The following is a 26,809-nucleotide window of genomic DNA, read 5'->3' as shown; positions in this document are numbered from 1 at the left end:
GCCTGAGGACGAGCCGCCGACGAGCAGACGAGGGAGTCTCTCCATGACCGTCGCCTCCACCAGCCCTCCCCTGCGTCGACCACACGGCGACGGCGCGCTCGCGGCGCTCTTCGTCGCCCCGGCGATGCTGGGCTTCCTGGTGTTCCTGCTCTGGCCGACGCTGCGGGGCGTCTACCTGAGCTTCACGCGCTTCAATCTGCTGACCCCGGCCGAGTGGGTGGGGCTCGACAACTACGTCCGGATGGTCAACGACCCCATCTTCTGGGACTCGTTGACGGTCACCGTCGAGTATGTCGCCATCAACATCGGTGCGCAGACGGTGTCGGCGCTCGCCATCGCCGTACTGCTCCAGCGGCTGACCCAGTCGGCGGTACTGCGCGGGATCGTGCTCACCCCCTATCTGATGTCGAACGTCGTCGCGGGCATCGTCTGGCTCTGGATCCTCGACACCCAGCTCGGTATCGGCAACGAGATCGTCGCGGGCCTCGGATTCGACCGGATCCCGTTCCTCGCGGACGAGACCTGGGCGATCCCGACGATCGCGCTGATCAACGTCTGGCGGCACGTCGGATACACCGCGCTGCTGCTCTTCGCGGGTCTCCAGGCCATCCCGAACGACATGTACGAGGCGGCCAGGGTGGACGGGGCGAGCGAGTGGCGGATGTTCTGGCGCATCACGATGCCGTTGCTGCGGCCGGTCCTCGCGGTGGTCCTGATCATGACGGTGATCGGGTCGTTCCAGGTGTTCGACACGGTCGCGGTGACGACCGCGGGTGGTCCGGCGAACGCCACCAACGTCCTGCAGTTCTACATCTACGGCTCCGCCTTCGGCCGCTTCCAGTTCGGCTACGCCTCCGCGATGTCCGTGGCCCTGCTGGTCGTGCTGAGCGCGATCACCTTCCTCCAGTACCGGCTCACCCGGGCCGGCCACACCGACCTCGGCTGACCGGGAGAAGCACGCCATGGCAACCCTGACGACACCAGCACCCACTCCGACACCGGCCAAGGCGGCCGTACGACCGCTGCGGCGCGCGCCCTCCCTCGGGCGGATCGCCGCCTGGGCGGCGCTGGCCGCGATCGCACTGGTCACCCTGCTGCCCTTCTACTGGATCCTGCGCACCGCCCTGTCCACCAACGCGGGCCTCGCCGCCGACCCGACGAACCCCCTGCCGGTGCACCCGACCACCGGCGGGTTCGAGCGCGCGCTCGGCCTGCAGTCGACCAAGGAGGCGATCGCGCAGGGCGGCGCGGGCGGCGGCCTGGACTTCTGGCGCTACCTCCGCAACTCGGTGCTCGTGTCGACGCTGATCACCGGCTGCCAGATCTTCTTCTCGGCGATGGCCGCGTACGCCTTCGCCCGGTTGCGCTGGCGCGGCCGGGACACGGTCTTCGGGCTGTTCCTGGCGGGGCTGATGGTCCCGGCGATCTTCACCCTGCTGCCGAACTTCGTCCTGATCAAGCAACTCGGTCTGGTGGACAACCTGTTGGGGATCGCGCTGCCGACGATGTTCATGACGCCGTTCGCGGTGTTCTTCCTGCGCCAGTTCTTCATGAACATCCCGCGTGAGGTCGAGGAGGCGGCGCTGCTCGACGGCGCCGGGAAGATCCGGGTGTTCTTCCGCGTACTGCTGCCGATGGCGTCCACCCCGGTCCTCACGCTCGCGGTCCTGACGTACATCACCGCCTGGAACGACTACTTCTGGCCGCTGATGGTGTCGTACAGCGACAGTTCACGCGTACTCACGGTGGCCCTCGCGATCTTCCGGGCACAGACCCCGCAGACCGGCGTGGACTGGTCGGGGCTGATGGCGGCGACGCTGATCGCCGCGCTGCCGATGCTGGTGCTCTTCGCGTGCTTCGCCCGCCGCATCGTGAGTTCCATCGGTTTCACGGGCATCAAGTGACCGCGCCGACCGATCCACTGATCCACCGACCAACTGAGAGGACGGACATGCGAATTCGTACGGTCGCGGCACTGACCGGAGTCCTGGCGCTGTCCCTCGTGACCGGTTGCGCGCAGGGCGGAGCGGCCGGCTCGTCGGCCAACACGGTGACGTACTGGCTGTGGGACGCCAACCAGCAACCCGCCTACGAGGCCTGCGCGAAGGACTTCGAGCGGCAGAACCCCGGCCTGACGGTGAAGATCACCCAACTGGGCTGGGACGACTACTGGACCAAGCTCACCGCGAGCTTCATCGCGGGGACCCAGCCGGACGTGTTCACCGACCACATCGTGAAGTTCGGCCAGTTCGCCGACCTGAAGGTCCTCGAACCGCTCGACGACCTCGGCATCGAGGACTCCGCCTACCAGCCCGGACTCGCCGCCAACTGGATCGGCCAGGACGGCCACCGTTACGGCGCCCCGAAGGACTGGGACACCGTCGCGCTCTTCTACAACCAGAAACTGGCCGAAGCCGCCGGTCTCACTGCCGCGCAACTGAACGACCTCTCCTGGAACCCGAAGGACGGCGGCACCTTCGAGAAGGCGATCGCGCACCTCACCGTCGACAAGAACGGAAAACGGGGCGACGAGGCCGGCTTCGACAAGGACAACGTCAAGGTGTACGGCCTCGCCACCAACGGCGGCGGCGACGGTGACGGCCAGACCCAGTGGAGCACGTTCGCCGCCTCGGCGGGCTGGACGTACACGGACAAGAAGCGCTGGGGCACCGAGTACCAGTACGACAGCGCGACGTTCCAGTCGGTGATCAAGTGGTACTTCGGCCTGGCGGAGAAGGGCTACATGGTCCCCTTCACCGACTACAACTCCAAGTCCAACCAGGCCAACACCCAGGTCGCCGCGGGCAAGGCGGCAGCCGCCTTCGACGGCGCCTGGATGATCTCGTCGTACGCCGGATTCAAGGACCTGGACATCGCCACCGCTGTCACTCCGGCCGGCCCGACGGGCAAACGGGCGACGATGATGAACGGCCTCGCCGACTCCATCACCAGGGACGCCCCCAACAAGGCGGGCGCCAAGAAGTGGGTCGCCTATCTGGCGTCCACCGAGTGCCAGCGGACGGTGGGGAGTTACGGGATCGTCTTCCCGGCCACGCCCGACGGCACCGAGGCCGCGGTGGCCTCGTACGGGAAGAAGGGCATCGACGTCTCGGCGTTCACCCGGCCGGTCGCCGACGAGAAGGCGGGCGGGAAGGAGTTTGCGACGTTCTCCTACCCGATCACCAACTACGCGGCGGACGTGTACGCGTTGATGCACCCGGCCATGCAGGACATCTTCGGCAACGGCAGGTCCGCGACCAGCCTCGACCGGACCAACAGCCAGATCAACCTGATTCTCGACCAGTGAAGACACCCGAGACACCGGTCGGACAACGAAAAGAAGGGCACGCACTCCATGACGTTCTCCCTCGGCATCGTGGGCGCCGGGCAGTTCTCCGGCCAGTTCGCCAAGCTGTTCCTCGCCCATCCGGGCGTCGGCGAGGTGTACGTGACCGACCTTCTGCCGGAGCGCGCCGAGCAACTGGCGGCGGCGGAAAGCCTGTCGGGCACGTTCCCGTCGTACGAGGCGATGCTGGAGTCGCCGGCGGTCGACGCGGTGGCGGTCTTCACCCAGCGCTGGACGCACGGCCCGCTGGTCCTCCAGGGGCTCGGCGCGGGCAAGCACGTGTACTCGGCGGTGCCGATGGCGGTCAGCGCGGCGGAGATCGGCGCGATCATCGACGCCGTACGGGCCACCGGGCTCACCTACATGATGGGTGAAACGAGTCAGTACAACCCGGCGACCGTCCATGCCCGCAACCAGATGGCGGAGGGCGCCTTCGGCAGGCTCTTCTACGCCGAGGGCGACTACGTCCACGACATGGACCTCGGGTTCTACGAGGCGTACCAGTACAGCGGCGGCGAGAACTGGAAGGCGACCGCCAGCTATCCCCCGCTGCTCTACCCGACGCACTCGGTGGGCGGGGTGCTCGGCGCCTGGCAGACGCACGCGGTGAGCGTGTCGGCGATCGGGGTGCGGGACGAGCGCGGCGACGGCGTGTTCGACAAGGAGGTCAGCCAGTTCGGCAACGACTACTCCAACGCGACCGCGCTGTTCGAGGTCGCGGGCGGCGGTTCGTTCCGTACGAACGAGTTCCGGCGGGTCGGCTATCCCTCGCAGATCCGGGAGTCCCGGTTCCGGTTCTTCGGTACGGACGCGAGCATGGAGCAGCTCGCCACAGTCGCGTTCTGGCAGGACAAGAAGGGGGTCAAGGACATCAGCGAGCTGCTGGAACCCAAGCCCACCATGGCTCCTGACGATCCGTCACTTCAGCACATCGCCCCGGACCTGCGGGCCGCGTTCACCTCCGGCTCGGCGCCGGTGCACGACCGCTCGCGTCTCCCGGGGGAGTTCGACCATCTGCACAACGGCCACGAGGGCAGCCACCACTTCCTGGTGGACGACTTCGTGACCGCGGTGAACACCCGCACCCTGCCGTCGGTGAACGCGTGGGTGGCCGCCCGCTACACCCTGCCGGGCATCGTGGCGCACGACTCGGCGCGGCAGGGCGGGGCGAGGCTGCCGATCCCGGACTTCGGGGACGCGCCCGAGGCATGAGGCCAGGAGCGGCCGGGTGCCTCAGGTGCCCGGCTTGCGCCCGTACACGAAGACGTCGTCGCCCTTCTTCAGCAGCGACCAGTACTTCTTGGCGGTGGCCTTCGTCATGTTGACGCAGCCGCGCGAGCCCGGCGGGTTCCACATGCTGACGCCGGCCGAGTGGAATGCCTGGCCGCCGTCGAAGAACTGGCTGTACGGCATCGGGACGTCGTATATGGACGAGACGTGGTCGATGTTCCGCCAGTAGATCTTCTTCAGTCCGGTGCGGGTCTCGTAGCCGTCGCGGCCCGTGCGAACCGGGACCGGACCGTAGACGAGGCGGCTGCCGTCCTGGATCCAGCTCAGCTGGAGCGTGAGGTTGACGCACGCGATACGGCCCTTGTTGACCGGGCACTTGCCGGCCTTGTTCGGCTTGTTCCCGACGGCCCTCTGCTTGAGCATCAGGTCCATCACGCCCCAGGTGACGGGACCCGCGTAGCCCACGTTGGGGGTGATGCCGTGCTTGTTCTGGAAGGCCCGGACGGCCTTGCAGTCACCGGAGGACTGCACCCCGTCGACCGGCCGCCCGAGGAACTTCTCCACCTTCTTCTGGTACGGACCGGTCTGCGTCGTACAGCTCGCGGCCTGCGCCGGGGCGGTGCCGAGCACGAGCGCGAGCGGCGCCACGAGCCCCGTGATCCCGAGCGCGACGGCTCCTCGTCTGCGTACGTCCCCCATGGTGGTACCTCTCTCCTGCGCACTGCGTGCGGGTTGTCATGCACGTTCTCTGCCTACTAGACCGGCGTTCCGGGTGATCGGTTGTAGGACAGCCCAGGCCGGGACGAAACGGTGACATTGCGGGGGTGGCCCACGTCGTCTCCTGCCCCGTCTCCGGCCGGATCACCCGCCGGAATCCGGTGTCGTGTCATGAGACCGCCTCCGGCGCGCAGAGTGGTGCCGGTGATCCAGAACGCGTCGCGCGCGGCGCGGAAGGTGACGGCCGCCGTGATGCCCCCGGTTCACCGACCCGACCGCCCGTCACGAGAATCCCGTACTTTTCGAAGCGCCGTGCCGGTGTCATGGTCAGACCGTACTGTCCCGGGGATCAACTGGGCGGATACCGTGCGGACATGTCCGCGTTCATTCAGCAACTCCCCGCTCTCATAGGTGTCGTCATCGGCGCCCTCGGTTCCTACTGGGCCGTCGCACGGGGGGACCGTGTCCGCTTCCGGCGTGAGCGGGAGGCGCGGTGGGAGGAGCGGCGGCTCTCGGTGTACACGGACTACGCGCGGGCGCTCAAGAAGTCGGTCACCCTGACGTACCGGGTCGCGGCGAGCCTCGGCAACGACCCGCATCCGCACCCGCTGACGCCCGAGGAGGCGGCACCGCTCATCGCCGAGGCGACCGTCGCCCGGGACCCGTGCGGGGAGGCACTGCTTCTGCTGGGCGACCCCGGAGTGGTGGCCAAGGCCCGCGAGTGGGTCGCCACGCTGCTGGAGATGGAGGCGTTCCTGCGCGAGCGGACCGAGGATCCGCAGGCCTGGCAGGCGCTGCTGGAGCGTCAGCGGGCCGGACGCGAGGGCTACTACGCGGCCGTGCGCAACGACCTGGCGCTGCCGCCGGGCCACTCGGCCCGCTGGCCGGTCGTGTCTCCCGGGAACGCGGGAGACACGACCGGCCGCAGCTGACGTACCCCTACCGGTACCCGCTCGCGTCCGCCGGTTTCCCCGTGTTTTGGACCTCGACCAGGTAGCGCCAGGCGTCCGGGCGGCTGCCGTCGAGGTCGGTGAAGCCGTAGACCTGGGCGAGCCCACCGCTGGAGAGGGACTGGCCGTTCCAGCGGGCCACGTCGGGGTCGGCCGCCAGGGCGGTCACGGCGCGGCCCACGAAGCGCGGGGTCTCCGAGATGGCGAAGTGCGGGACGACTTCCAGGGCGTCCCGCCAGTTGTCCTCGCCGACGCCGAAGTGCTCCAGCATCATCTCGGAGCGCAGCCAGCCGGGGGTCAGCGCCACGGCGGTGGCGCCGCGCGGGCCGAGTTCATGGCCGAGGGCGAAGCCCATGCGCAGGACGGACGACTTGGCGATGTCGTAGAAGAACGAGTTCCGGTAGGTGTCCCGGTTGTAGTCGGCGGTGCCGTCGGTCATCTCGACGACCAGGCCACCGGGGTTGCGCAGCAGCAGGGGCAGGGCATGGTGGCTGGTGACCGCGTGGGTCTCGACGGCCAGCCGCAGCAGCCGCAGCCCGTTGTCCAGGTCGTGCTCCCACACCGGGCTCTCCCACTCGAAGAGGTTCTCCCCGCCCCAGATGTCGTTGACCAGAACGTCGAGCCGGTTTTGTTCCCCGGCGACGCGGTCCACCAGCGCCCGGACCTGCGCCGGGTCGAGATGGTCGGTGGGTACGGCGATGCCGTGGCCGCCCGCCGCGGTGACCAGTTCGGCTGTGTCCTCGATGGTCTCCGGCCGGTCGTACTCGGACCGCTGCTGCCGGGTGCTGCGGCCGGTCACGTAGACGGTGGCCCCGGCGGCCCCGAGTTCCACGGCGATCCCGCGGCCGGCCCCGCGGGTCGCTCCGGCGACCAGGGCGACCCTCCCCGCGAGTTTCCCGCCCTGAGCCCCTTCGTGCTGCTGCCCGTCCAGGGGACTCTCCGTCGTCCTCGGCATGTCCGTGTCTCCTCCGTGCGTGACCGTGAGCCTGACCGACGCGGTCCGCGGACCGGCGTCACGTCCAGGGTGTCGCGGATACCGGACATCAACTGTCGGGTACGGCGCTCACGACATGCCGCAGTGCGGGCAGCTGTTCCGCCAGCGGCTCCAGGCCCACGTCCTGACGGCGTTCCTCGACCGTCTCGGGGTGACGGATCGGATACGGGCAGAGCGTGTCGGCGTTGATGCGGGTGCCGTAGAACTGCGGCTGGCCCAGCTCTACCGCGCAGTGGTCGGCGATATAGGCGTGGTGCACGGCCGGGCAGCCGCCGTCCGCCACTGCCTCCGCGATCAGATCGCGGCAGGTGAGCTGGAAGCCGAGGTCGGCGGTGTGCAGCAGGATCATCAGGGCCGCCGTCGAGGCGGGCTCACCGACCTGACCCGCCTCCGGCCAGCCGCGCCGGGCCACGACCGACCTGAGGGCATCGGCGTTGGCGCCACGGCACCGGGTGACGAAATGCCGGTTGAGCGGCGTCGGCTCCTCGCGGGCCCGCCGGGTCAGCCGCTGGTCCTCCTCGGCTCTGCGCACCAGTTCGGCGGCCAGGGCGGCCTGGTGCGGCTCGGCCGCCGAACCTCGTGCGGTCTCCATGGGCGGTGCGCTCCTCATTGCGTTCTCCTGCCCCCGATGACCTTCACGCCTTCCCTCCCGTGACCAGCGAGAACCACACCTTCTTGGCCGGGGTGCCCGGGTCCGGCGGAGCCGTGCCCCAGTCGTCCACGAACGCGGCGACGACGGACCGTCCCCGCCCGGACTCGGCCGTCGTGCCGGGCGTACTCGGCCGGGGCAGCAGGGGCGAGCGGCCCGAGAGAGTGACGCGCAGTTCGTGCTCGGTGTGTTCGAGCACGAGGGCGATCCGGTCGGCGGGGCGCGCGCCCGCGCGCAGGACCACCACCCCCTGACGGCGGTGCAGTTCGTTGACGCGGTGCGCGAGCGAGGCGTACGAGCAGCCGGCGTCCTTGAGGGCTGCGGCCAGCGCCTTGTCGGCTCCGCCCGCGTCCTTGCCGGGGCTTCTCCGTTGTCCGTTCGTCACGGCGGCCATCCAGGTCTCGCATCACGTCGCTGTGGGGCTTCATACCTGTCCTGATCTGCCGGGACGTCAACTTCCCGGTGGACGGACGAGGTTCGGTGACGCCGCTGCGCGATGTGCGCCAGGTCACTCGATCACTATGATGACCGACAGACACAGCTCGCAACCTTCGTTCTGATAATTTCAGAATGAAGCGCAAAGCCCTGTCGGTGTCAACCGACTACGTGGCACACTGCCCGCTGTGACGGCGGTCCCCCGGAGGTCCCACGTGAGCGAGAACCGCTCAGGCGGAAGTGCCCCCACCGTCCTTCGGATGGTCCTCGGCAAGCGTCTGAGGCATCTGCGGGAACGGGCAGGGGTGTCGTTCGAGGACGCCGCACGGGCGATCGAGGTCACGCCGTTGACGGTCCGCCGGATGGAGAAGGCCGAGGTCGGCCTCCGCATCCCCTACGTGAAGGAGCTGCTGCGCACCTACGGGGTCCTGGCCAAGGAGATAGAGGACTTCCTCCACCTCGCCAGGGAGGCCAACCAGCCGGGCTGGTGGTACACGTACCGCGATGTCCTGCCGGACTGGTTCAGCGCCTATGTGAGCCTGGAGAGCGAAGCCACCGTCATCCGGCTCTACGAACCCCACTACGTCCCCGGCCTGTTGCAGACCGACGAGTACGCCGCCGCGCTGCTGCGCGTCGGCTTCCCCAACCAGAGTCCCGAGGACATCCGGCGCCGGGTCGCCCTGCGGCTCAAGCGCCAGGATCTGCTCAACAAGCCCGGGGCGCCCGCCGTCTGGGCCGTACTGGACGAGACCGTGCTGCGCAGGCCTGTGGGCGGGGCCGAGGTGATGCGGGCTCAGATCGACCACCTCAGTGAGGCAGTGGAGTACCCGAAGGTCCGGATCCAGATCATGCGCTTCGCCGCGGGTCCGCACCCCGGAGCCTTCGGTCCCTTCCACTACTTCCGCTTCGGCTTCTCCGAACTGCCCGACGTCGTCTACACGGAGAGCCTCGCCGGCGCGCAGTACTTCGACCAGCCCGCCGACGTCGTGACGTACCTGGAGGTACTGGACCGGATGTCCGTGCAGGCGGAGCCGGTCGCTCGGACCAGGGAGATCCTGGCAGCACTGCGTAAGGAGTTGTGAACCATGGCAACCAACGGCATCCACAGCGGCATGCCCGCGTCCGAACTGGGCTCCGAGGGCTGGCACAAGCCCTGGAGCGGCACCAACGGCGGAAGCTGCGTCGAGATCAAGCGACTGCCCGACGGCAGCGTCGCGTTCCGGCAGTCCAGGGACCCGGACGGGCCCGCGCTGGTCTACTCCCGGGACGAGATGGTGTCGTTCCTCCAGGGCGCCAAGTCCGGCCAGGCGGACTTCCTGATCGCCTGACATCTCCGCCCGCGTACGCCTCCCGCGCGCACGGGAGGCGTACGGCGCACCACCACACCCGCACGACCGGACAACCCGTACGCGCACTCCCGCCGTGTGCAGGTCCCGTACACACTGAGGGAGTTGACGCGCGACCGCGCGCACCACTGTGCGCGCACCACTGTCGAAGGGAGCAGCATGCGTACGCCGCCTCGCGCCCCGGGTCGAGCCGTGCCGCCCGGACGTGCCGACGCTCCCCTGCCGGGCCGCTCCCTCGGGGCGGGGACATCCCCGCGATGAACCTTCCGCAGCCCGTGGCGACGGCCATCGTCCCGGACCGGACCCTGGTCGTCGAGGGCGACGAGGACGTCCGCCGCGCTCAGGTGTTCCCCGAACTGGCACTGCCCGGCTTCCCGGTACGGCGGCCGCCCGACGGGCTGCGCCGTCTCGATCCCATCCGTCCGTACCGCGATCTGCCGGCCGCGCCGGGCCGGCTCGTCATCGACGGCGGCGTCATCGGGGAACTCGTGTACGGGCCACTTCGCCACGGACGGTCCCGGGTGACCTGGATCCAGGCGATCGACTTCGCCGAGTCGGTCGCGGAACGCGAGGGCGCCATGCTCCACCCCACCGGGGACGAGCACGCCGGTGAGCACAGCGACGACGGGTCGGAGACCGCGGCCGCGGCCCTCGCCCGCGCCCGGGTGTTCCGGACGACGGCCCAGCACGTTCCCGTGGTGAGTGTGCACGCCACCGCCACCCGGAGCGACGTGGTCACCGAAAGGGCTCGCCGCATCCGTGCGCTCTCGCCCCGCCAGTCCCAACTCCGGCAGTCGACACGGCAGTTGACGATAGGTTAGCGAAGTCCGCGCGAGGCAGGTAAGGAGAACTCCGATGACAGACGGCCGGCCCACCCCCGACCAGGAAGCACTGTCCAAGATCGACACCACGGTGCCGCACTCCGCCCGTATCTGGAACTACTGGATGGGCGGCAAGGACAACTACGAGGTCGACCGCGAGGCGGGCGACGAGTACCGCGAGATCGCCCCCGACATCGAGACGATGGCCCGGGCCTCGCGCACCTATCTCATCCGCGCGGTCACCTTCGTGGCCCGCGAGGGCGGTATCCGCCAGTTCCTCGACATCGGCACCGGCCTGCCGACGTACGACAACACGCACCAGGTGGCCCAGAAGGTGGCCCCCGAGTCGCGGATCGTCTACGTCGACAACGACCCGCTCGTCCTGCGACACGCGCAGGCACTGCTCACCAGCACCCCCGAGGGCACCACGGACTACGTGGACGCGGATCTGCGCGAGCCCGAGAAGATCATCGAGACGGCACGGGGGTTCCTGGACTTCGACAAGCCGGTGGCGCTGATGCTGATGGGCATCCTCGGCCACATCCAGGACTGGGAGGAGGCCAAGTCGATCACGCACCGCCTCCAGGCCGCCCTGCCCCCGGGCAGTTACTTCGTGCACTACGACAGCACGGACACCGACGAGGAGCTCAAGCGCGCCCAGGAGGGGTACGACGACACGGGCGCGGTCCCGTACGTGCTGCGCGGCCCCGACAAGCTCTCCGCGCTCTACGAGGGTCTGGAACTGGTGGAGCCGGGCATCGTCTCCTGCCCCCTGTGGCGCCCGGAACCCGGCACCTCACCGGAGCCGACGAACGTGTACGGCGGGGTCGCGTACAAGGCGTAGGGCCTACCCGACGGCCTTCCCCTGTACCGAGCGGTCGTGTTTAATGTGATCCTGTCGATCGACAGGATTCCTGGCAATAGCCCGACCGAACGGAACCGCATGTCCCTCCTCGCCAGGCCTGCGGTGGCCTCCCTCATCGCCAAGACGATGCAACGTCTCGTCATGCTGGCCGACCGGCGCTCCGGCGGGCGGGGTTCCGCCGCCGCGGCCCACGCCCGCCTGCCCGAGTTCCCGCGCGCAACAAGCGGGCTGACGATCCCGACCTCGGTCGCCCCGGCCCGGGTCACGGTCTACCGGCCCACGACCGACGACCCGGCCCCGCCGGTCCACGTCAACTTCCACGGCGGTGGATTCATCCTTCCGGTGACGGAGACGGACGACGCCTTCTGCCGTGCCGTCGCCGCACTGGCGGGCGTCGTGGTCGTCAACGTCGACTACGTCGTCGCCCCGCAGTACCCGTTCCCGGCTCCGCCCCGGCAGGCATACGAGGTGGTCCGGTGGATCGGCGCGCACGGCGACGAGCACGGCTGGGACGGCGCCCGGCTCACCGTGGGCGGGCAGAGCGCCGGCGGCGGTCTCGCTGCGGCCGTGGCACGACAGGCCCTGGAGGAGGACGGTCCCGCGATCGCGCTGCAGGTCCTGCACTACGCGCCGCTCGACCTCGCGACCGCCGCGAAGGACAAGCCGGCGGCGATCGCCAAGCCGCTGCTGCGCCCGTGGATGGGCGAGGTGTTCGACAGCGCGTACGTACCGGACCCGCGCGAACGCGCCGACCGGCTCGTATCCCCCGGCCATCCGACGGAGACCGCGGACCTCAAGGGCATGGCCCCGGCCCTGGTCATCACGGCCGCGTACGACCGTTTGCTGGCGGAGAACGTGCGCTACGCCGAGCGACTGCGGCAGGTGGGGTCCTTGGTCGAGCACCATGACATGGCGGGCGTCGACCACGGCTACGACCTCGATGACGACGAGAAGGCCCGGGAGATCTACGCCTTCATCGCCCGGCACGTACAGCAGGCCACGGCGGGCGGCTGACGCCCTCCGCGGCCCAGGGGTGTTCAGCGCAGGGTGAGCGGTGTCTCCGTTTCGGCGCGGGTCAGTTTCTCGGGGTTGCGCACGTAGTAGAGGCCCGTGACGAGGGCGTTCTCGACGCGCATCGCCATGATCCCGTCGAGCTCGCCGTCCAGGTGTACGGCGAGTGCCGGGCCGCCGTTGACCATGGTGGGGGCGACGGTGATCGGGATCTTGCTCTTGCCGAGACCGCCGACCAGGAAGCGGGCCACCTTCTCCGCGCCGTTGACCTGCCGCAGGGCGGCCTGCTTGATGCCGCCGCCGTCGCTCACCAGGACGACGTCCGGGGCTAGGACATCGAGGAGGGTCTGCGGGTCCCCGGTCTCCAGCACACGCTGGAACGAAGCCAGAACGGCCCGGCTCTCGTCGGCGGAGACCACCTGGCGCGGGCGGCGGGCGTCGACGTGCCGGCGGGCGCGGTGGGCGATCTGACGGACGGCCGCGGGGCTCTTGTCGACGGCTGCGGCGATCTCGTCGTAGCCCGTCTCGAAGACCTCGCGGAGCACGAAGACGGCGCGTTCGGTCGGCGAGAGGGTTTCGAGGACGAGCATCAGCGCCATCGAAATGCTCTCGGCGAGTTCCACGTCCTCGGCCACGTCCGGCGCGGTGAGCAGCGGCTCGGGCAGCCACTGGCCGACGTAGGCCTCCTTGCGGCGGCTCATCGCGCGCAGCCGGTTGAGGGACTGCCTGGCCGTGATCCGGACCAGGTAGGCACGCTGGTCGCGGACCTGCGCGAGGTCGACCTTGACCCAGCGCAGCCAGGTCTCCTGGAGGACGTCCTCGGCGTCGGCCGCCGATCCGAGCATCTCGTAGGCGACCGTGAAGAGCAGGTTGCGGTGAGCGACGAACGTCTCGGTCGCCGGGTCGGTGTCCGGGGCGGTGTCCGGGGCGGTGGCGTGCTCGCTCATGTCCCGGCCCCTGTCCGGCGCGGGCAACGGCCCTGGTTGCCGACGGTTCTCAGGCGTGGTTCCACAGCGTGGTCCTATTCGTTCTCGTTGACAGCCATCGCGATCGACAACAGGGGGACACTGCCCGGCGCTTCCGCCGTGACACGCCGGGCCGTGTCTCAGGCTGTCCGCTCGGCGGTGGTCCGCGTCCGGTCGAGCTCGGCCTGCAGCAGTTGCCGGCGCTTGGCGTCCTTCGTCCACCAGGTGCGCGCGCCGGGCCTGCGTGCCTCGTACGACAGCTGCCAGGGGATGCCCCTGCAGACGAGTTCCTTGATCTTCGCGCCCGCCCGGCCGCCGAGGTAGTAGCTCTTGGCGGTGTCGTCCCTGCCCATGAGCTGAAAGACACCGGCGCGACGGCCCAGGCTGATGCACGTGCCGACGAACCCGACGTCCACGGGTGCGGGCCGCTCACCCGCGATCCGGCTCAGCACGGTCCCGGCGGCCTGCGGGCCCAGCTGGACCGCGGCCTGGCAGCTCATCCGGAACGGCATGTCCGACGGGGCCGCCGAGTCCCCGGCCGCGACGATGCGCGCGTCGTCGACGCTCGTCAGCGTCTCGTCGGTGAGCAGGCGGCCCAGGGCATCGGTGCGCAGTCCACTGCGTGCGGCGAGGTCCGGCACGCCGAATCCGGCGGTCCAGATCGTCACCGCGCTCGGCAGCTCGCCTCCGTCGGCGAGCCGTACGGCGTCGCGGGTCACCGCCGTCACCTTCGTGCCGGGGCCGTCGAGGACGTTCACCCCGAGTCCGGCGAGCCGCCTGGCCACCGAGCGTCGCCCTCGCGGATGCAGGGAGGGGCCGAGCAGTCCGCCGCTCACCAGGGTCACGGTGCGGCCCTGCTCCGCGAGTTCGGCGGCGGTCTCGATGCCGGTCGGCCCTGCGCCGACCACCGTCACGGGGGCTGTCGCGGGCGCGGCGCCGAGCACCGTACGGAGCCGTTGCGCCTCCTCCAGGCCGGCGATCGGGTGGGCGAACCCGGCGGCGCCGGGGACGCGTGGGCCGGCGCTGCCGCTGCCCACGGCGTAGACCAGGTAGTCGTAGCCGACCGTGCCGCCGCCCGCGAGCGTCAGACCGCGCCCGGTCGCGTCGATCCGTGTCACGGTGTCCACCTCCAGCCGGACGCCCTCGGCGAGGACCTTCCGGTAGTCGACGACCGCCTCGTGGGTGCCGCCCACGAGCTGGTGCAGGCGGACGCGGTCGACGAAGGTCGGGCGCGGGTTGATCAGTGTGACGGTCACGTCGGCGCGCTGCGTCAGACGGTTGGCCGCCATGACGCCGGCGTAACCGCCGCCGATCACGACCACATCGGTGTTCCTGGTCATGGTGTCTCCTCCGCTTCACCGGCACCCCTTCTCAAGGAGTTCGGTCTCAAGACACCGGTGGATCGGAGGTTGTGACAACGGCGGGGCGGTCGATGTTTTCTGTTCGCCCCCACGGCCCCTGCCCGTCCCGTCCCTGGGGGCTGCGCCCCAGACCCCGCTCCGGCCCTGAAGGGGCCTCGTCCTCGAACGCCGGACGGGCTGGATCGCCTCGTCCACGCCGCAGGTGGGAACGTCGGTCGAGCACGTCAGTCGAGCGGTGGTGTGCCGTGCGTGTGGAAGGACTCGATGGTCTTCAGGCCCCACGCCTGCCCCTTGGCACGCTCGGCCTGGGTCCAGGTGATCAGCGGCCAGTCGGGGGCGAGCACCAGGCGGGTGAGCGGGTTGCACAGCTCGATACGGTTGCCGCCCGGCTCGTAGACGTACAGGAAGAACGTCTGCTGGATGGCGTGCTTGTGCGGGCCGGTCTCGATGTGCACGCCGTTGTCCAGGCACAGGTCGGCGGCGCGCAGGATGTCCTCGCGGGTGTCCGTGGCGAACGCGATGTGGTGCAGGCGGCCGTTGGAGCCTGACCAGTCCTCCGTGTAGACGACGTCGTACGACTTGTCGGTGAACGTCAGCCACTGGGCGGCCAGGCGTCCTTCGTCGAGGACGATCTGTTCGGTGGGGCGGGCGCCTAGGACGTGCTGGACGAAGCCTGCGTTCGGTTCGACCGCGGCGGCGAGGAAGTTGACGTGGTCGAGGCGGCGTACGCCGACGCCCGTCGCGGGTTTGGCCTGCGGCTGGTTCTTGAGGCCGGGCCGCAGCTCGGGCGGCGCCTCGTACCACTCGCTCTCCCAGTACAGGGCGAACTCGTGGCCGTCGGAGTCGGTGGTGACGTAGAGCGGGCCGAGGCCCGGTTCGTCCTCGACCCAGCGGCCGGGGCGGCCCGCGTTCTCGGTCTCCTCGACCCGGCGTTGCAGGGCCTCCTCGCTGGAGGCGCGCAGGGCGGTGCGGCGGATGCCGGAGGTCGAGTGGGCGGTGAGGGTGAGGCTGTGGTGCTCGTAGTCGTCCCAGGTCCTCAGGTACACCGAGTCGCCGGAGCGGCCGTTCTCGGTCAGGCCGAGGATCGTGGTGAAGAACCGGACGCTGGCGTCGAGGTCGGGGGTCAGGAGTTCGGCATGCCCGAGGTGGGCGATGTCGCCGAGCGGCGGGGTCATCAGCGGCTCCTGACAGCGGGAGTGACGGCAGGGCGGGGGAAGACCGTGCCGTCGAAGATCTTGCGGGCGGTACGGACGACGGCCGTGCGATGCGCGACCGGGATGGGGCCGTTGCTGTCGATGACGGATTCGATGTCCAGGAATCCGGTGGGGTGTTCGATGCGCAGCGCGTCGCCCTGGTCGGGGAGGCGTGCCACGCTCCGACCGACACCACCGTCGACGCGCAGGCCGGCGGCGACACTCGCGGCGCCCAGCACGCCGATCGCCGTGTGGCAGCGGACCGGGATGAAGGTGCGGGTCATGACCGTGCCGCCGTGGGCGGGCGGGGCGATGAGGCTGACCTTCGGCACGGTCGTCGCGGAGACGTCGCCGAGGCCCATCAGCTTGCCCGCCGCCAGCCGGATGTCGTGCAGGCGTTCCTTGAGGGTGACGTGCTCCTCCAGTTCCCCCGGGTCCTCGTAGCCGGTGACGTCGAGAGCGGAGGCGGCGATCAACACGGTTGGCATGCCGTTGTCCGCGCAGGTCACCGGCGTCCCGGCGACGGTGTCGCGGGTTCGGCCGGTCGGCAGCAGGGGTGCGCTCCCCCGCCCGAACCCGATCGTCACCGCGGCGGCGCCGCCGGGCACACCGGAGATCTCGGTCGTGCCCGCGTAGACGGGACGCCCGCCCTCCGTCGGAAAGGTCGCGGTGGCGTGGTCACCGCTGTTGACCATGCGGATACGTACGGAGGTCGACTCCTCACCGGCCGCGACCAGTCCGCGTTCCACGGCGAACGGACCGACGCCCGCGAGCAGGTTCCCACAGTTCTGACGGTCACTCACCTGCGTCTGGTCCACGCCGACCTGGAGGAACAGATAGTCGACATCGGCCTGCTCGTCGGCCGAGCGGGAGACGACGGCCACCTTGCTGGTGAGGGGATGCGCTCCGCCGAGTCCGTCGATCTGACGGGGGTCGGGGCTGCCCATGACCCGCAGCAGCAGCTCGTCGCGGGCGACGGGGTCGGCCGGCAGGTCCTCGGCGAGGAAGTAGGCACCCTTGGAGGTACCGCCCCGCATCAGCATGCAGCGCAGCCCCTCCCCCGGGCCGGCGCTCACGAGCGGTCCCCCGAACCGGCGCCCGGGTCAACTCCCGCGCCGGACTCCGAGCCGGCGATCCGCACGGACTCCTCGTACGACTGGTACCGCACCCCCAGTCGTACGAGAGTCTCGCGCAGCCCGTACCGGTCCAGACCCAACTGGCCTTCGGCGAAGGCGAGTCGGGACGCCTCCTCCTTCGCTGTGCGCGCCTCGGACGCCTTGACTGCCTCGGCGGAGCGCTGCCGGGGTACCACCATCACGCCGTCGTCGTCGGCGATGATCACGTCGCCGGCGCAAATCTGCTGCCCGCCCACCACGACGGGGACGTTGACCGAGCCGCCCGTCGCCTTGACCGTGCCCTGGGCGGACACCGCCGCCGACCAGACGGGGAAGTTCATGGCGCGCAGTTCGGCGGTGTCGCGCACCCCGGTGTTGATGACCAGGCCGCGTACGCCCCGGCGCTGGAGCGCGGTGGCGAACAGCTCGCCGAACAGGCCGTCCGTGCACGGGGACGTGGTGGTGACGACCAGGATGTCGCCCTCGGCGCACTGTTCGACGGCCGCGTGGATCATGAGGTTGTCGCCGGGCCAGCACAGCGCGGTGACGGCGGTGCCCGCGATACGTACGTCCTGCTGGATCGGGCGCAGGGCCGGTCCGAGGAGGCCGGTGCGGCCCAGGGCCTCGTGGACGGTGGCGACGCCGTGGCCGGCCAGCGCCCGGGCGTCCTCGGCGGCTGCGCGCGGCGGGCCGGTGATGATCACGCCGCTCATGCCAGTTCCCCCGTGACCTGTGGGTAGGGGCGCATATAGGCCTCGCCGTAAGTGGTGTGCGGCAGCCCCAGGTTGGGGCCGGCGTTGCGCTTGAGCTGGACGCCGCGGCGTTTCGCTAGGTCGGTGTAGTAGTCCCACAGGTGCTGCTGGGCCGGCAGGCACTCCATGGCCTTGCGCTTGGTGTCGAACACCTCGGTGATGTCGAGCAGGACCTGCGGGGTGAAGTCGCACATCTCCGGCTGGTGGGGTTCGAAGAAGAACACCGGGGGCGCGCCCAGGACTTCGCCGGGGGCGGGGTAACCGATGGCCTGGGCGAGGATCCGCGCGTCCAGGGCCATGCGGGCGGCGGCCGGGTGGTCGGCGTTGTAGGGGTCGGACAGCGGGTGGGTGAGCACCACGTCGGGCCGGGTGTCGCGGTAGACGCCCACGAGCCGGTCGGTCAACTCGGGTGTGACGAGAAGGGGGTAGTCGCCGGCGTCGAGGAAGCGGACCTCGGCGCCGAGCGCGGCGGCTGCCTGCTCGGCCTCGGTCCGGCGCATTTTCTTGATCTCCTCCAGCGACCTGCCCTCCCGCCAGGCCTTGGCGGACTCGCCGCGTTCCCCGTACGACAGGCACGCGATGACGACCTTCTCGCCGCGCGAGGCCGCCAGCGCGATGGCGCCTCCCGCCCGCCAGACGAAGTCACCGGCGTGTGCGCTGATCACCAGCGTCGTGCGAGCGGCGGCACGCGCCGCATCGTGTGTCATGGCAGAGATCTCCTTGGGGGACAGGTCTGTCGGCCCACCCCGACGGCGTCATTCGCGCAACGCTGCGATCACGCTCGTGAGATGGGCGCGAGCGGCCGCCTCGGCCGCCTGCGGGTCCCTGGCCGTGATCGTCTCGACCATGGCCAGGTGTTCACCCAGGGACTGCTGGGGGCGCCCCGGTCGCAGCGCGAGCTGGAAACGGTGGCGCACCAGTTGGGCGTTGAGCTTCTCCAGCAGTTCCACAGCCGTCTGCTGGCCGGAGAACTGTCTGATCCGGGCGTGCAGTTCATGGTTGAGCTCGGAGTACGTGACCGGCTCGCCGTCTGCGACGGCCTTGGTCATCGCCTCGCCGAGGCCGGTCAGTTCGGCCAGTTGGTCGTCGGTGGCCGCCACGGCCGCCCTGGCCGCGCAGAGCCCTTCGAGAACCATCCGGCACTCGGTGATGGCGACCGCCTCCTCCACGGTCACCACCCTCACCCGCGAGCCGCGGTTGCGGATCCGCTCGACGAGTCCCTCCGACTCCAGTTCGATCAGCGCCGCCCGGACGCTGGCCCGTGTCACACCGAACTGCTCGGCGAGTTCGTTCTCCACCAGCCGCTGGGCCGGCGCCATGTCGCCGCGCAGAATCGCCTGCCGCAGCCGCTCCAGCGCGTGCTGCCTGGCCTGCTCTCCGGTGCCTGGACGGGCTTGGTTCGGCATGTGCCCTCCTGAGTGAGTGCCTGTCGACGCTAAATCTAGACGGACAACATTGTCAACAATATTGTTTTCCATGTCCGCGTGCAGTCGGCGCACGGCCGGCGTCTCCCCTTAGATCCGGTCCGGCTATCAGGTCAAGCGTCCCGGACTATTGACTCCATCACCCTGCTGTCGCGATCCTCATCACAGAGTTGCGCGAGCCATGACAACCTTTGTTGCGAGGACGTGAGTGATGACCGAGCCTGCCTTTCCGCCTCGCCCGCGTCGAGGACACAGACCCCTGACCGTGTTGTCCCTGCTGCTCGCCGTGCTGGCGCTGACGCTCGGTACCGGCCCCAGCTCGGCGGCAGGCACGGACTGGTGGACACCGACCGCCCGACCGGCGCCCGACTCGCAGATCAACGTCACGGGCGAGCCCTTCAAGGGCACCGACTCCCAGGGCGACGTACAGGGGTTCGTCGACGCGCACAACCACCTGTTCTCCAACGAGGCCTTCGGCGGGCGGCTCATCTGCGGGAAGGTCTTCTCCGCCGCGGGGATCGCGGACGCCCTCAAGGACTGTCCCGAGCACTACCCCGACGGGACCCTCGCGATCTTCGACTACATCACCCACGGCGGCGACGGCAAGCACGACCCGGTCGGCTACCCGACCTTCAACGACTGGCCCGCGTACGACTCGATGACCCACCAGGCGAACTACTACGCCTGGATCGAGCGCGCCTGGCGCGGCGGCCAGCGCGTGCTGGTCAACGACCTGGTCACCAACGGCGTGATCTGCTCGATCTACCCGTTCAAGGACCGCAGTTGCGACGAGATGACCTCGATCCGGCTGCAGGCGAAGCTGACGTACGACCTGCAGGACTACATCGACGCGCAGTACGGCGGCACCGGCAAGGGCTGGTTCCGGATCGTCACCGACACCGCGCAGGCACGTGAGGTGATCAAGCAGGGCAAGCTGGCGGTCGTGCTCGGCGTCGAGACGTCCGAACCCTTCGGCTGCAAGCAGATCCTGGACATCGCGCAGTGCAGCAAGGCCGACATCGACAAGGGTCTCGACGAGCTGTACGACCTGGGTGTGCGCAGCATGTTCCTGTGCCACAAGTTCGACAACGCGCTGTGCGGCGTCCGCTTCGACGAGCACGGTCTCGGTACGGCGATCAACGTCGGCCAGTTCCTGTCGACGGGCACCTTCTGGCAGACGGAGAAGTGCAGGGGCCCGCAGAAGGACAACCCGATCGGTGACGCGTCGACGGATGCCGAGGCGGACCTGCCGGCGGGCACCGAGGTACCGGAGTACGACGAGAACGCGCAGTGCAACGTGCGCGGGCTCACCGATCTCGGTGAGTACGCCGTGCAGGGCATGATGCAGCGCAAGATGATGCTCGAGATCGACCACATGAGCGTCAAGGCCACCGGCCAGGTCCTGGACATGTTCGAGGCCGCTTCCTACTCAGGCGTCCTCTCCTCGCACAGCTGGATGGACCTGAACTGGACCGAGCGGGTCTACTCCCTCGGCGGCTTCGTCGCCCAGTACATGCACGGCTCCGAGGAGTTCAGCGAGGAGGCCGCGCGCACCGACGCCCTGCGTGCCAAGTACGACGTGGGCTACGGCTACGGCACCGACTTCAACGGCATCGGCGACCACCCCGCCCCGCGCGGCGCCGACACCTCGAACCCGGTGACGTACCCCTTCAGGAGCGTCGACGGCGGCTCCACCATCGACAAGCAGACCACCGGCCAGCGCACCTGGAACTACAACACCGACGGCGCCGCCCATGTCGGCATGGTCCCGGACTGGATCGAGGACGTCCGGCTCGTCGGCGGCCAGGGCGTCGTGGACGACCTCTTCAAGGGCGCCGAGTCCTACCTCGACACCTGGGGCGCGTCGGAGAGCCACAAGGCCGGGGTGAACATCGCCAGGGGCGTGTCTGCGACGGCCAGTTCGTCCGAGTCGAACCCGTTCACCAGCTACCAGCCCGGCCGCGCCGTCGACGGCGACCCGGGCACCCGCTGGGCGAGCGACTGGAGCGACGACCAGTGGCTCCAGCTCGACCTCGGGTCCACCAACCTGGTCAAGCGGGTCACCCTCGACTGGGAGAAGGCCTTCGGCAAGTCGTACCGCATCGAGCTCTCGACCGACGGTACGACCTGGCAGACCGCGTGGTCCACGACCGTCGGCGACGGCGGCCTGGACACGGCACAGTTCTCCGGAGTGCCGGCCCGCTTTGTGCGCGTCCACGGACTGGATCGGGGCACGGACTGGGGATACTCGCTCTACGAAGTGGGTGTTTACAGCAGCTGAGTTCCGTACCGAGGGGGAGTTCATGGCACGCAAGCCGTCGGCCGAGCGGCGCCGGCAGCTGACCGAGGCGGCCATCCGCGCGATGACCCGGGACGGCGTCCCCAGGACGACGACCCGGTCCATCGCGGCCGAGGCGGGCGTGTCACTGAGCGTCTTCCACTACTGCTTCGACTCCAAGCAGGCCCTGATCGAGTCGGTCATCACGACGATCATGGATCACTACGTCGACGTGGTTCGCGAGGCGATCCAGCCGCAGTCCACCCTCCAGGAGACGATCCGGGCCGGCTTCAGGGCGTACTGGGACCATGTGGCGGCCCACCCGGGCGAGCACATGCTGACGTACGAACTCACCCAGTACGCCCTGCGCGAGCCGGGTTTCGCGCATCTGGCCCGCCGGCAGTACGAGCTGTACGCCGACTCGTACGCCGAACTGCTGGAGCAGCTGCGCGAGAGCATGGGCTTCGAACTGAGCGTGCCCGTCCCGGTGTTGGCCAGTTATCTGGCCGCGATGACGGACGGGCTGACGCTCAGCTTCCTTGCCCTCGGTGACGAGAAGGCCTGCGCGGCCGTCCTGGACACGGTCACCGGCCATGTGGCCTCCCTCGTACGGGAGTAGCCCGTACGGGAGCGCCCAGGGGCTTCAGAGCGGCTCGGTCCCGGACACGGCCAGCAGGCGTTCGCCGTACTCCGTGAGGTACTCCTCCCGCTGTTTCGCCGACACCTCCCCCGGCGTCCGGGCGACGAACGGTGGCAGGACGTCGAAGCCGAGGCAGCCGAGGATGCCGTGGTGGATGGGCCAGAGGGCGCGGTCCAGGTCGTCGTCGGTGCCGTCCGGGGCGTACAGGCCGGAGGGGGTGCCCGTGGTCGTACACACCAGGGCGCGCCTGCCTCTTATGGGGCCGGTGTCGTAGGCGCGCCCCCGTCCGTAGGCGAAGCCGCGGGCCATCGTGCGGTCGACCCAGCCCTTGAGGATGGCCGGCATTCCGGACCACCACAACGGGAACTGAAGGATCATCAGATCGCACCGGGCGACCTTCTCCTGTTCGGCGTGGACGTCGGGCGGGGTCTCGTGCGCCGCCGACACGCGTTCCTGCTCGGCGGCGACGTCCAGGAAGTCGGGGTCGGTCCAGACTCCGGGGAAGTCGTCGGCGTCGACGGCGGCCTTCCAGCCGAGCCGGTACAGGTCACTGACCACGACCTCGTGCCCGGCCTGCTTCAGGACGTCCACGGCTCTGACCTTCAACGCGCCGTTGAAGGAGCAGAGTTCGGGATGGGCGAAAACGATCAGTACGTTCACAGTGGGGGGTCTCCTCAGATCGTCCGTGCTGCGCGGTTCCTGCTGAGTCGTCTGTGCTGTGGGGGGGTACAGGGTGAGACGCGCGTGCTGAGGTGTTGGGTTCAGTGGTGGGGTGGCCGGTCCGTCCTGTCGCGCGGGAGACGGAGGGTGAAGGCGGTCGAGCCGGGGCTGCTGGTCAGGTCGAGGGTGCCGCCGTGCGCACGCACCAAGGACAGCGCGACGGCGAGTCCGAGGCCGCTGCCGCCCCGGTCAGGGCTGCGGGCCTTGTCCACGCGGTAGAAGCGGTCGAAGACCCGGTCCTGGTCGGCGGCCGGAATGCCGGGGCCCGCGTCGGTGACCCGGACCGCCGCGTGGCCGTCGGCGACGGTCACCTCCAGGGACACCGGGGTGCCGGCAGGAGTGTGTACGGCCGCGTTGGTCAGCAGGTTGTCCAGGACCTGCCGGATACGCAGCGGGTCGAGACGCAGCGGCAGTTCCTTCGGGGCGGCCGTCACCGTCAGAGGGTGTCCCGGGTGGCCCGCACGGAAGGCGTCGGCCGCCTGGCCGGTCAGTTCCACCAGGTCGGCGTTCTCCGGGCGCAGTGGTGTCTCGATCTGTGCCGCGTCGAGCCGGGCGAGCAGCAGCAGGTCGTCGAGCAGGACGCCCATCCGGGCCGCCTCGGCGCGCAGCCGGGCCAGGTGCTTGTCCCGTTCGCCGGGCTCGTTGGCGGCGGCGTACTGGAAGAGGTCCGCATAGCCCCGTACCGACATCAGGGGTGTACGCAGTTCGTGCGAGGCGTCCGCGACGAAGCGGCGCAGGCGCTGTTCGGCCTCCGTGCGCACGGCGAGCGAGTCGTCGATGTGTTCGAGCATGGTGTTGAACGCGGTGCGCAGCTCCTCGACCTCCGGGCCGCCGTCGCCCCGGTCGGCGCGTACGGGCAGCCGGGCGGAGTCGGTGAAGTCGTGCGAGGTGATGCCGCGGGCGGTGTGGGCCATGTCGCTGAGGGGCCGGAGGCCGCGCCGGAGCACCGCGCGGCCGAAGATCACGAGGCCGAGCAGGGCGAGCGCGAAGGCGACGACCTGGACCGTGACCAGCTGGTCCATGGTGTCCTCTATGTCGTCCATGGGCGCCGCGGTGACCAGGACCACCCCGGCCTCGACCTCGCAGGCACGCAGCCGGTAGGCCTCCCCGCCGATGCGCACGGTGCGCAGGACGGGGTCGGTGCCGGAGGACCGCAGAAGCGTCGCGGTGGCGGCGAGTTCCTCGGAGTCCGTCGGCACGTCGGCGGGCTCTCGGAGTACGGGCTTGTCGCCCGAGACCTTGTACGAGGCGGTGTACCAGCCGTAGTACGGCTTGCCCTGCACGCTGCCGTAGTCCTCGACGTCCTTGGACTGGGTGACCTGGACGAGCTTCATCTGGTCGCTGAGCTGGCGTTCCAGGTACTCCCGCATGTACGTCGAGAGCGCCATGCCGACGACGGCGAACACTGCCAGCGAGAGCACGCCCATCCCCAGCGCCAGCCGGGTGCCCAGCCGCAGCCTGCGGTAGTTCTCCCGGCAGTGGCGGATCACCCGGCGACCTGCCGCACCACGTAGCCGACGCCTCGCACGGTGTGGATCAGCGGTTCCTCGTGCTCTGCGGGGTCGTCGAGTTTGCGGCGCAGCCGGCTGACGACCAGTTCCACGACGTTCGAACGGCCGCCGAAGCCGTACTCCCAGACGTGGTCGAGGATCTGCGCCTTGGTGAGCACGGTCGGTGACTTGCGCAGCAGGTAGCGCAGTACCTCGTACTCGGTCGGGGTGAGCGTGAGCCGTTTCTCGCCGCGGCGGACCTCGCGGGTGTCCTCGTCCATCGTGAGGTCGGCCACCTGGAGCACGGACCGCTGGAAGCCTGGGCCGGCGCTGCGGCGCAGCACGGTCCGCAGCCGGGCCATGAGTTCCTCCACGGCGAACGGTTTGACCAGATAGTCGTCGCCGCCCCGGGTCAGTCCCGCGACCCGGTCGGCGACTCCGTCCCGGGCGGTGAGGAAGACCACGGGCACCATCGTGCCCGACAGCCGCAGCCGGTCGAGCACGGCGAAACCGTCGAGGCCCGGAAGCATCAGGTCGAGCACCACGATGTCCGGATGGAACTCGGCGGCCCGGCTCAGCGCCTCCTCACCGGAGTACGCGGTGGCCGCCTCCCAGCCCTCGTAGCGGGCGACCGTCGCGACCAGGTCGGCGATGGGCGGATCGTCGTCCACAACGAGAAGTCGTACTTTTTCCACGTGCTCATAGTGCTGCACGCTGCTTCCGGCGCCATAGCTCCCTCCCTCCCTGCGCACGATCGATAACAACTTGAAAGTCCAACGACAGCAGAACGACAGCTACCGTCGGTCAAGCTCGGTGTCCCCGGACCCGATCAAGGAGCACCGTCCGTGACGACCGTCCAATCGCCTCCCGCGCCCCCCACGGCGATACGACCCAAAGTGGTGGCCCGCACCGGCCTGTACGCCGTGCTGGCCGCCAACGTGGCCGTCGTGACCGTCTTCTTCACCCAGGCCGGATTCGCGTCGAACGCCCTGATCGTGATGGGCCGGCTCGCCGGGCTGTACGGCGCTCTCTTCATGGCCTTCCAGCTGGTGCTGGTGGCCCGGCTGCCGTGGCTGGACCACCGCATCGGCATGGACCGGCTGACCTCCTGGCACCGCTGGGTCGGCTTCGGCCTGCTGTGGACGCTGATGGCCCACGCGGTGTTCATCGCGTTCGGCTACGCCGAGGGCACCTCCATGGGCCCGGTCGACGAGCTGGTGGAGCTGGCCGAGACCACCGAGGGCGTGCTGCGCGCGATCGTCGCCCTCGTCCTGATCATGATCATCGGCGCGGTCTCCGCGCGCTACGCCCGCCGCCGGCTCGCCTACGAGACCTGGCACTTCATCCACCTGTACACCTATGCGGCCGTGGTCCTGGCGTTCACGCACCAGGTCGGCGTCGGTACGACCTTCACCTCCTCGTCCGCCGCGACCACGTACTGGTGGACCATGTGGGGCGTGGCTCTCGGCTCGGTGTTCCTGGGCCGGGTGGTGCTGCCGCTTCGCAGGAACCTGCGTCACCAGCTGCGCGTCTCGGCAGTCGTCCCCGAGGCCGACAACGTCGTCTCGATCTACATGACGGGCCGCGACCTCGACAAGCTGCCCGCCCGTGCCGGACAGTTCTTCCTGTGGCGGTTCCTGACCAAGGACCGCTGGTGGCAGGCGAACCCCTTCTCGCTGTCGGCTGCGCCCGACGGCAGGTCGCTGCGGCTGACCGCGAAGGTGGCCGGCGACGGCACCGCCGCCCTGAAGCACATCCCGGTCGGCACCCGTGTCTTCGCCGAGGGCCCCTACGGCGCTTTCACCGCGATGCACCGCACCCGCCCCGAGGCCGTCCTCATCGCCGGCGGTGTGGGCGTCACGCCCATCCGCGCGCTGCTGGAGGAGATAGAGGGCCACGCCGTGGTCATCTACCGGGTGGCCAGGGACCAGGACGCCGTCCTCTACGAAGAGCTGCGGGAACTCGCCCACGCCAAGGGATCCGAGCTGCACCTGGTGAGCGGGCCGGCCACCCCCGACAGACTGGCCCCCGCCGAGCTGGCGAAGCTGGTGCCGGACATCACGGACCGGGACGTCTTCCTGTGCGGCCCGCCGCCCATGATGAACGCGGTGCTGCGCAGCCTGCGGGAACTGGGCGTGCCCAGGTCGCAGACCCATTTCGAGCGCTTCAGCCTGGCCGGATAAGAGGAACGTCGTGAAACGAGCACTGCCTGTACTGGTCCTGAGCATCGCGGGCCTGGTCCCCGTCTGGCTCTACGAGCCGTCGCTGGGCATCACGTCCTCGGAGGCCTCCACCCCCGCCTCGACGCCGTCCGCGTCGTCCTCCGCCGCCTCGGGTTCCTCTGGTACGTCGTCCACGGTCGTCGCGGGTACCACCGTGACCACCGAGAAGGGCGACGTCCAGGTCGAGGTGACGTTCGCGGGCTCCGGGATCTCCTCGGTGCGCATGCTGAAGCAGCCGAACCACCCGCAGACCACGGCCGCGGTGCCGGTCCTGATCGAGGAGAC

General features: G+C 69.7%; 27 protein-coding genes and 1 pseudogene. 14 read left to right on the top strand and 14 right to left on the bottom strand.

What is annotated here, in order from left to right:
- Positions 1-43: 43 nt before the first annotated feature.
- The 4 genes from RB628_RS08040 to RB628_RS08025 are packed head-to-tail and all read left to right on the top strand — an operon-like array spanning position 44 to position 4,558.
- The gene (locus RB628_RS08040; protein WP_318319607.1) at positions 44-946 is read left to right on the top strand and encodes a sugar ABC transporter permease; all 903 of its coding nucleotides are present in this window, start codon (positions 44-46) and stop codon (positions 944-946) included.
- 16 nt (positions 947-962) lie between these two features.
- Entirely contained in the window at positions 963-1,904 is a 942-nt protein-coding gene (locus RB628_RS08035; RefSeq protein WP_318319606.1) for a carbohydrate ABC transporter permease, read from the top strand.
- 47 nt (positions 1,905-1,951) lie between these two features.
- Positions 1,952-3,307, top strand: a complete 1,356-nt coding sequence (locus tag RB628_RS08030; protein WP_318319605.1) for an ABC transporter substrate-binding protein — start codon at positions 1,952-1,954, stop codon at positions 3,305-3,307.
- 48 nt (positions 3,308-3,355) lie between these two features.
- Positions 3,356-4,558 carry a Gfo/Idh/MocA family oxidoreductase gene (locus tag RB628_RS08025; RefSeq protein WP_318319604.1) on the top strand — a complete coding sequence of 401 codons (1,203 nt, stop codon included), beginning with the start codon at positions 3,356-3,358 and terminating at the stop codon, positions 4,556-4,558.
- Positions 4,559-4,579: 21 nt separating this feature from the next.
- Here the strand turns inward: RB628_RS08025 and RB628_RS08020 are convergent, their stop codons facing one another.
- Positions 4,580-5,275: a L,D-transpeptidase family protein gene (locus tag RB628_RS08020; RefSeq protein WP_318319603.1), complete on the bottom strand. Its 696-nt coding sequence runs from the start codon at positions 5,273-5,275 to the stop codon at positions 4,580-4,582.
- A gap of 392 nt (positions 5,276-5,667) precedes the next feature.
- Between RB628_RS08020 and RB628_RS08015 the strand changes: the two genes are divergently transcribed.
- Positions 5,668-6,225 (top strand): hypothetical protein, encoded by a 558-nt coding sequence (locus tag RB628_RS08015; RefSeq protein WP_318319602.1) that lies wholly within the window; start codon positions 5,668-5,670, stop codon positions 6,223-6,225.
- 7 nt (positions 6,226-6,232) lie between these two features.
- On the opposite strand, the gene RB628_RS08010 is transcribed toward RB628_RS08015, so the two are convergent.
- The 3 genes from RB628_RS08010 to RB628_RS08000 form a co-directional block, all read right to left on the bottom strand.
- Positions 6,233-7,198: an SDR family oxidoreductase gene (locus RB628_RS08010; protein WP_318319601.1), complete on the bottom strand. Its 966-nt coding sequence runs from the start codon at positions 7,196-7,198 to the stop codon at positions 6,233-6,235.
- Between the two features lie 88 nt (positions 7,199-7,286).
- Positions 7,287-7,829: a DUF6624 domain-containing protein gene (locus RB628_RS08005; protein ID WP_318319600.1), complete on the bottom strand. Its 543-nt coding sequence runs from the start codon at positions 7,827-7,829 to the stop codon at positions 7,287-7,289.
- Between the two features lie 43 nt (positions 7,830-7,872).
- Positions 7,873-8,271, bottom strand: a complete 399-nt coding sequence (locus RB628_RS08000) for an ATP-binding protein (protein ID WP_318319599.1) — start codon at positions 8,269-8,271, stop codon at positions 7,873-7,875.
- A gap of 310 nt (positions 8,272-8,581) precedes the next feature.
- Here RB628_RS08000 and RB628_RS07995 point away from each other — a divergent pair, with 310 nt between their 5' ends.
- The 5 genes from RB628_RS07995 to RB628_RS07975 all read left to right on the top strand — a co-directional run bounded on the left by RB628_RS07995 (position 8,582) and on the right by RB628_RS07975 (position 12,367).
- Positions 8,582-9,403 carry a helix-turn-helix transcriptional regulator gene (locus RB628_RS07995; protein WP_318319598.1) on the top strand — a complete coding sequence of 274 codons (822 nt, stop codon included), beginning with the start codon at positions 8,582-8,584 and terminating at the stop codon, positions 9,401-9,403.
- A gap of 3 nt (positions 9,404-9,406) precedes the next feature.
- Complete coding sequence (locus RB628_RS07990; protein ID WP_318319597.1) at positions 9,407-9,649, top strand: DUF397 domain-containing protein; 243 nt, start codon at positions 9,407-9,409, stop codon at positions 9,647-9,649.
- 275 nt (positions 9,650-9,924) lie between these two features.
- Complete coding sequence (locus RB628_RS07985) at positions 9,925-10,488, top strand: hypothetical protein (RefSeq protein WP_318319596.1); 564 nt, start codon at positions 9,925-9,927, stop codon at positions 10,486-10,488.
- Positions 10,489-10,522: 34 nt separating this feature from the next.
- The gene (locus tag RB628_RS07980) at positions 10,523-11,332 is read left to right on the top strand and encodes an SAM-dependent methyltransferase (protein WP_318319595.1); all 810 of its coding nucleotides are present in this window, start codon (positions 10,523-10,525) and stop codon (positions 11,330-11,332) included.
- A 99-nt stretch (positions 11,333-11,431) separates the two neighbouring features.
- Positions 11,432-12,367, top strand: a complete 936-nt coding sequence (locus RB628_RS07975; protein WP_318319594.1) for an alpha/beta hydrolase fold domain-containing protein — start codon at positions 11,432-11,434, stop codon at positions 12,365-12,367.
- A gap of 23 nt (positions 12,368-12,390) precedes the next feature.
- Here the strand turns inward: RB628_RS07975 and RB628_RS07970 are convergent, their stop codons facing one another.
- The 7 genes from RB628_RS07970 to RB628_RS07940 all read right to left on the bottom strand — a co-directional run bounded on the left by RB628_RS07970 (position 12,391) and on the right by RB628_RS07940 (position 19,156).
- Positions 12,391-13,311 (bottom strand): RNA polymerase sigma-70 factor, encoded by a 921-nt coding sequence (locus tag RB628_RS07970; RefSeq protein ID WP_318319593.1) that lies wholly within the window; start codon positions 13,309-13,311, stop codon positions 12,391-12,393.
- A gap of 158 nt (positions 13,312-13,469) precedes the next feature.
- Complete coding sequence (locus tag RB628_RS07965; protein WP_318319592.1) at positions 13,470-14,669, bottom strand: NAD(P)/FAD-dependent oxidoreductase; 1,200 nt, start codon at positions 14,667-14,669, stop codon at positions 13,470-13,472.
- A gap of 245 nt (positions 14,670-14,914) precedes the next feature.
- A complete protein-coding gene (locus RB628_RS07960) occupies positions 14,915-15,865 on the bottom strand; it encodes a catechol 2,3-dioxygenase (protein WP_318319591.1) in 951 nt (316 codons plus the stop codon).
- Complete coding sequence (locus RB628_RS07955) at positions 15,865-16,926, bottom strand: 4-oxalomesaconate tautomerase (protein WP_318319686.1); 1,062 nt, start codon at positions 16,924-16,926, stop codon at positions 15,865-15,867. Before RB628_RS07955 ends, RB628_RS07960 begins: the two co-directional genes overlap by 1 nt.
- 29 nt (positions 16,927-16,955) lie before the next feature.
- Positions 16,956-17,711: a 4-carboxy-4-hydroxy-2-oxoadipate aldolase/oxaloacetate decarboxylase gene (locus RB628_RS07950; RefSeq protein ID WP_318319590.1), complete on the bottom strand. Its 756-nt coding sequence runs from the start codon at positions 17,709-17,711 to the stop codon at positions 16,956-16,958.
- The gene (locus tag RB628_RS07945; RefSeq protein WP_318319589.1) at positions 17,708-18,457 is read right to left on the bottom strand and encodes a PIG-L deacetylase family protein; all 750 of its coding nucleotides are present in this window, start codon (positions 18,455-18,457) and stop codon (positions 17,708-17,710) included. Before RB628_RS07945 ends, RB628_RS07950 begins: the two co-directional genes overlap by 4 nt.
- A gap of 48 nt (positions 18,458-18,505) precedes the next feature.
- Positions 18,506-19,156, bottom strand: a complete 651-nt coding sequence (locus RB628_RS07940) for a GntR family transcriptional regulator (RefSeq protein ID WP_318319588.1) — start codon at positions 19,154-19,156, stop codon at positions 18,506-18,508.
- A 229-nt stretch (positions 19,157-19,385) separates the two neighbouring features.
- On the opposite strand from RB628_RS07940, the gene RB628_RS07935 reads away from it, so the two are divergent.
- Together RB628_RS07935 and RB628_RS07930 are read left to right on the top strand one after the other, a co-directional pair.
- Positions 19,386-21,455: a discoidin domain-containing protein gene (locus RB628_RS07935; RefSeq protein WP_318319586.1), complete on the top strand. Its 2,070-nt coding sequence runs from the start codon at positions 19,386-19,388 to the stop codon at positions 21,453-21,455.
- 22 nt (positions 21,456-21,477) lie between these two features.
- The gene (locus RB628_RS07930) at positions 21,478-22,071 is read left to right on the top strand and encodes a TetR/AcrR family transcriptional regulator (RefSeq protein WP_318319585.1); all 594 of its coding nucleotides are present in this window, start codon (positions 21,478-21,480) and stop codon (positions 22,069-22,071) included.
- Between the two features lie 24 nt (positions 22,072-22,095).
- On the opposite strand, the gene RB628_RS07925 is transcribed toward RB628_RS07930, so the two are convergent.
- The 3 genes from RB628_RS07925 to RB628_RS07915 all read right to left on the bottom strand — a co-directional run bounded on the left by RB628_RS07925 (position 22,096) and on the right by RB628_RS07915 (position 24,997).
- The gene (locus RB628_RS07925; protein ID WP_318319584.1) at positions 22,096-22,752 is read right to left on the bottom strand and encodes an NAD(P)H-dependent oxidoreductase; all 657 of its coding nucleotides are present in this window, start codon (positions 22,750-22,752) and stop codon (positions 22,096-22,098) included.
- A gap of 101 nt (positions 22,753-22,853) precedes the next feature.
- Complete coding sequence (locus tag RB628_RS07920) at positions 22,854-24,302, bottom strand: HAMP domain-containing sensor histidine kinase (protein ID WP_318319583.1); 1,449 nt, start codon at positions 24,300-24,302, stop codon at positions 22,854-22,856.
- Entirely contained in the window at positions 24,299-24,997 is a 699-nt protein-coding gene (locus RB628_RS07915) for a response regulator transcription factor (RefSeq protein WP_318319582.1), read from the bottom strand. The genes RB628_RS07920 and RB628_RS07915 overlap by 4 nt, the downstream gene beginning before the upstream one ends.
- A 150-nt stretch (positions 24,998-25,147) precedes the next feature.
- Here RB628_RS07915 and RB628_RS07910 point away from each other — a divergent pair, with 150 nt between their 5' ends.
- Both RB628_RS07910 and RB628_RS07905 read left to right on the top strand, forming a co-directional pair.
- On the top strand, positions 25,148-26,485 hold the full coding sequence (locus tag RB628_RS07910; protein ID WP_318319581.1) for a ferredoxin reductase family protein: 1,338 nt from the start codon (positions 25,148-25,150) through the stop codon (positions 26,483-26,485).
- Between the two features lie 10 nt (positions 26,486-26,495).
- Positions 26,496-26,809, top strand: a pseudogene (locus RB628_RS07905) (FMN-binding protein); the annotation flags it as partial.

The organism is Streptomyces sp. ADMS, from assembly GCF_033441795.1.
GTDB lineage: Bacteria > Actinomycetota > Actinomycetes > Streptomycetales > Streptomycetaceae > Streptomyces.
This window is presented reverse-complemented; position numbering and strand designations above follow the sequence as displayed.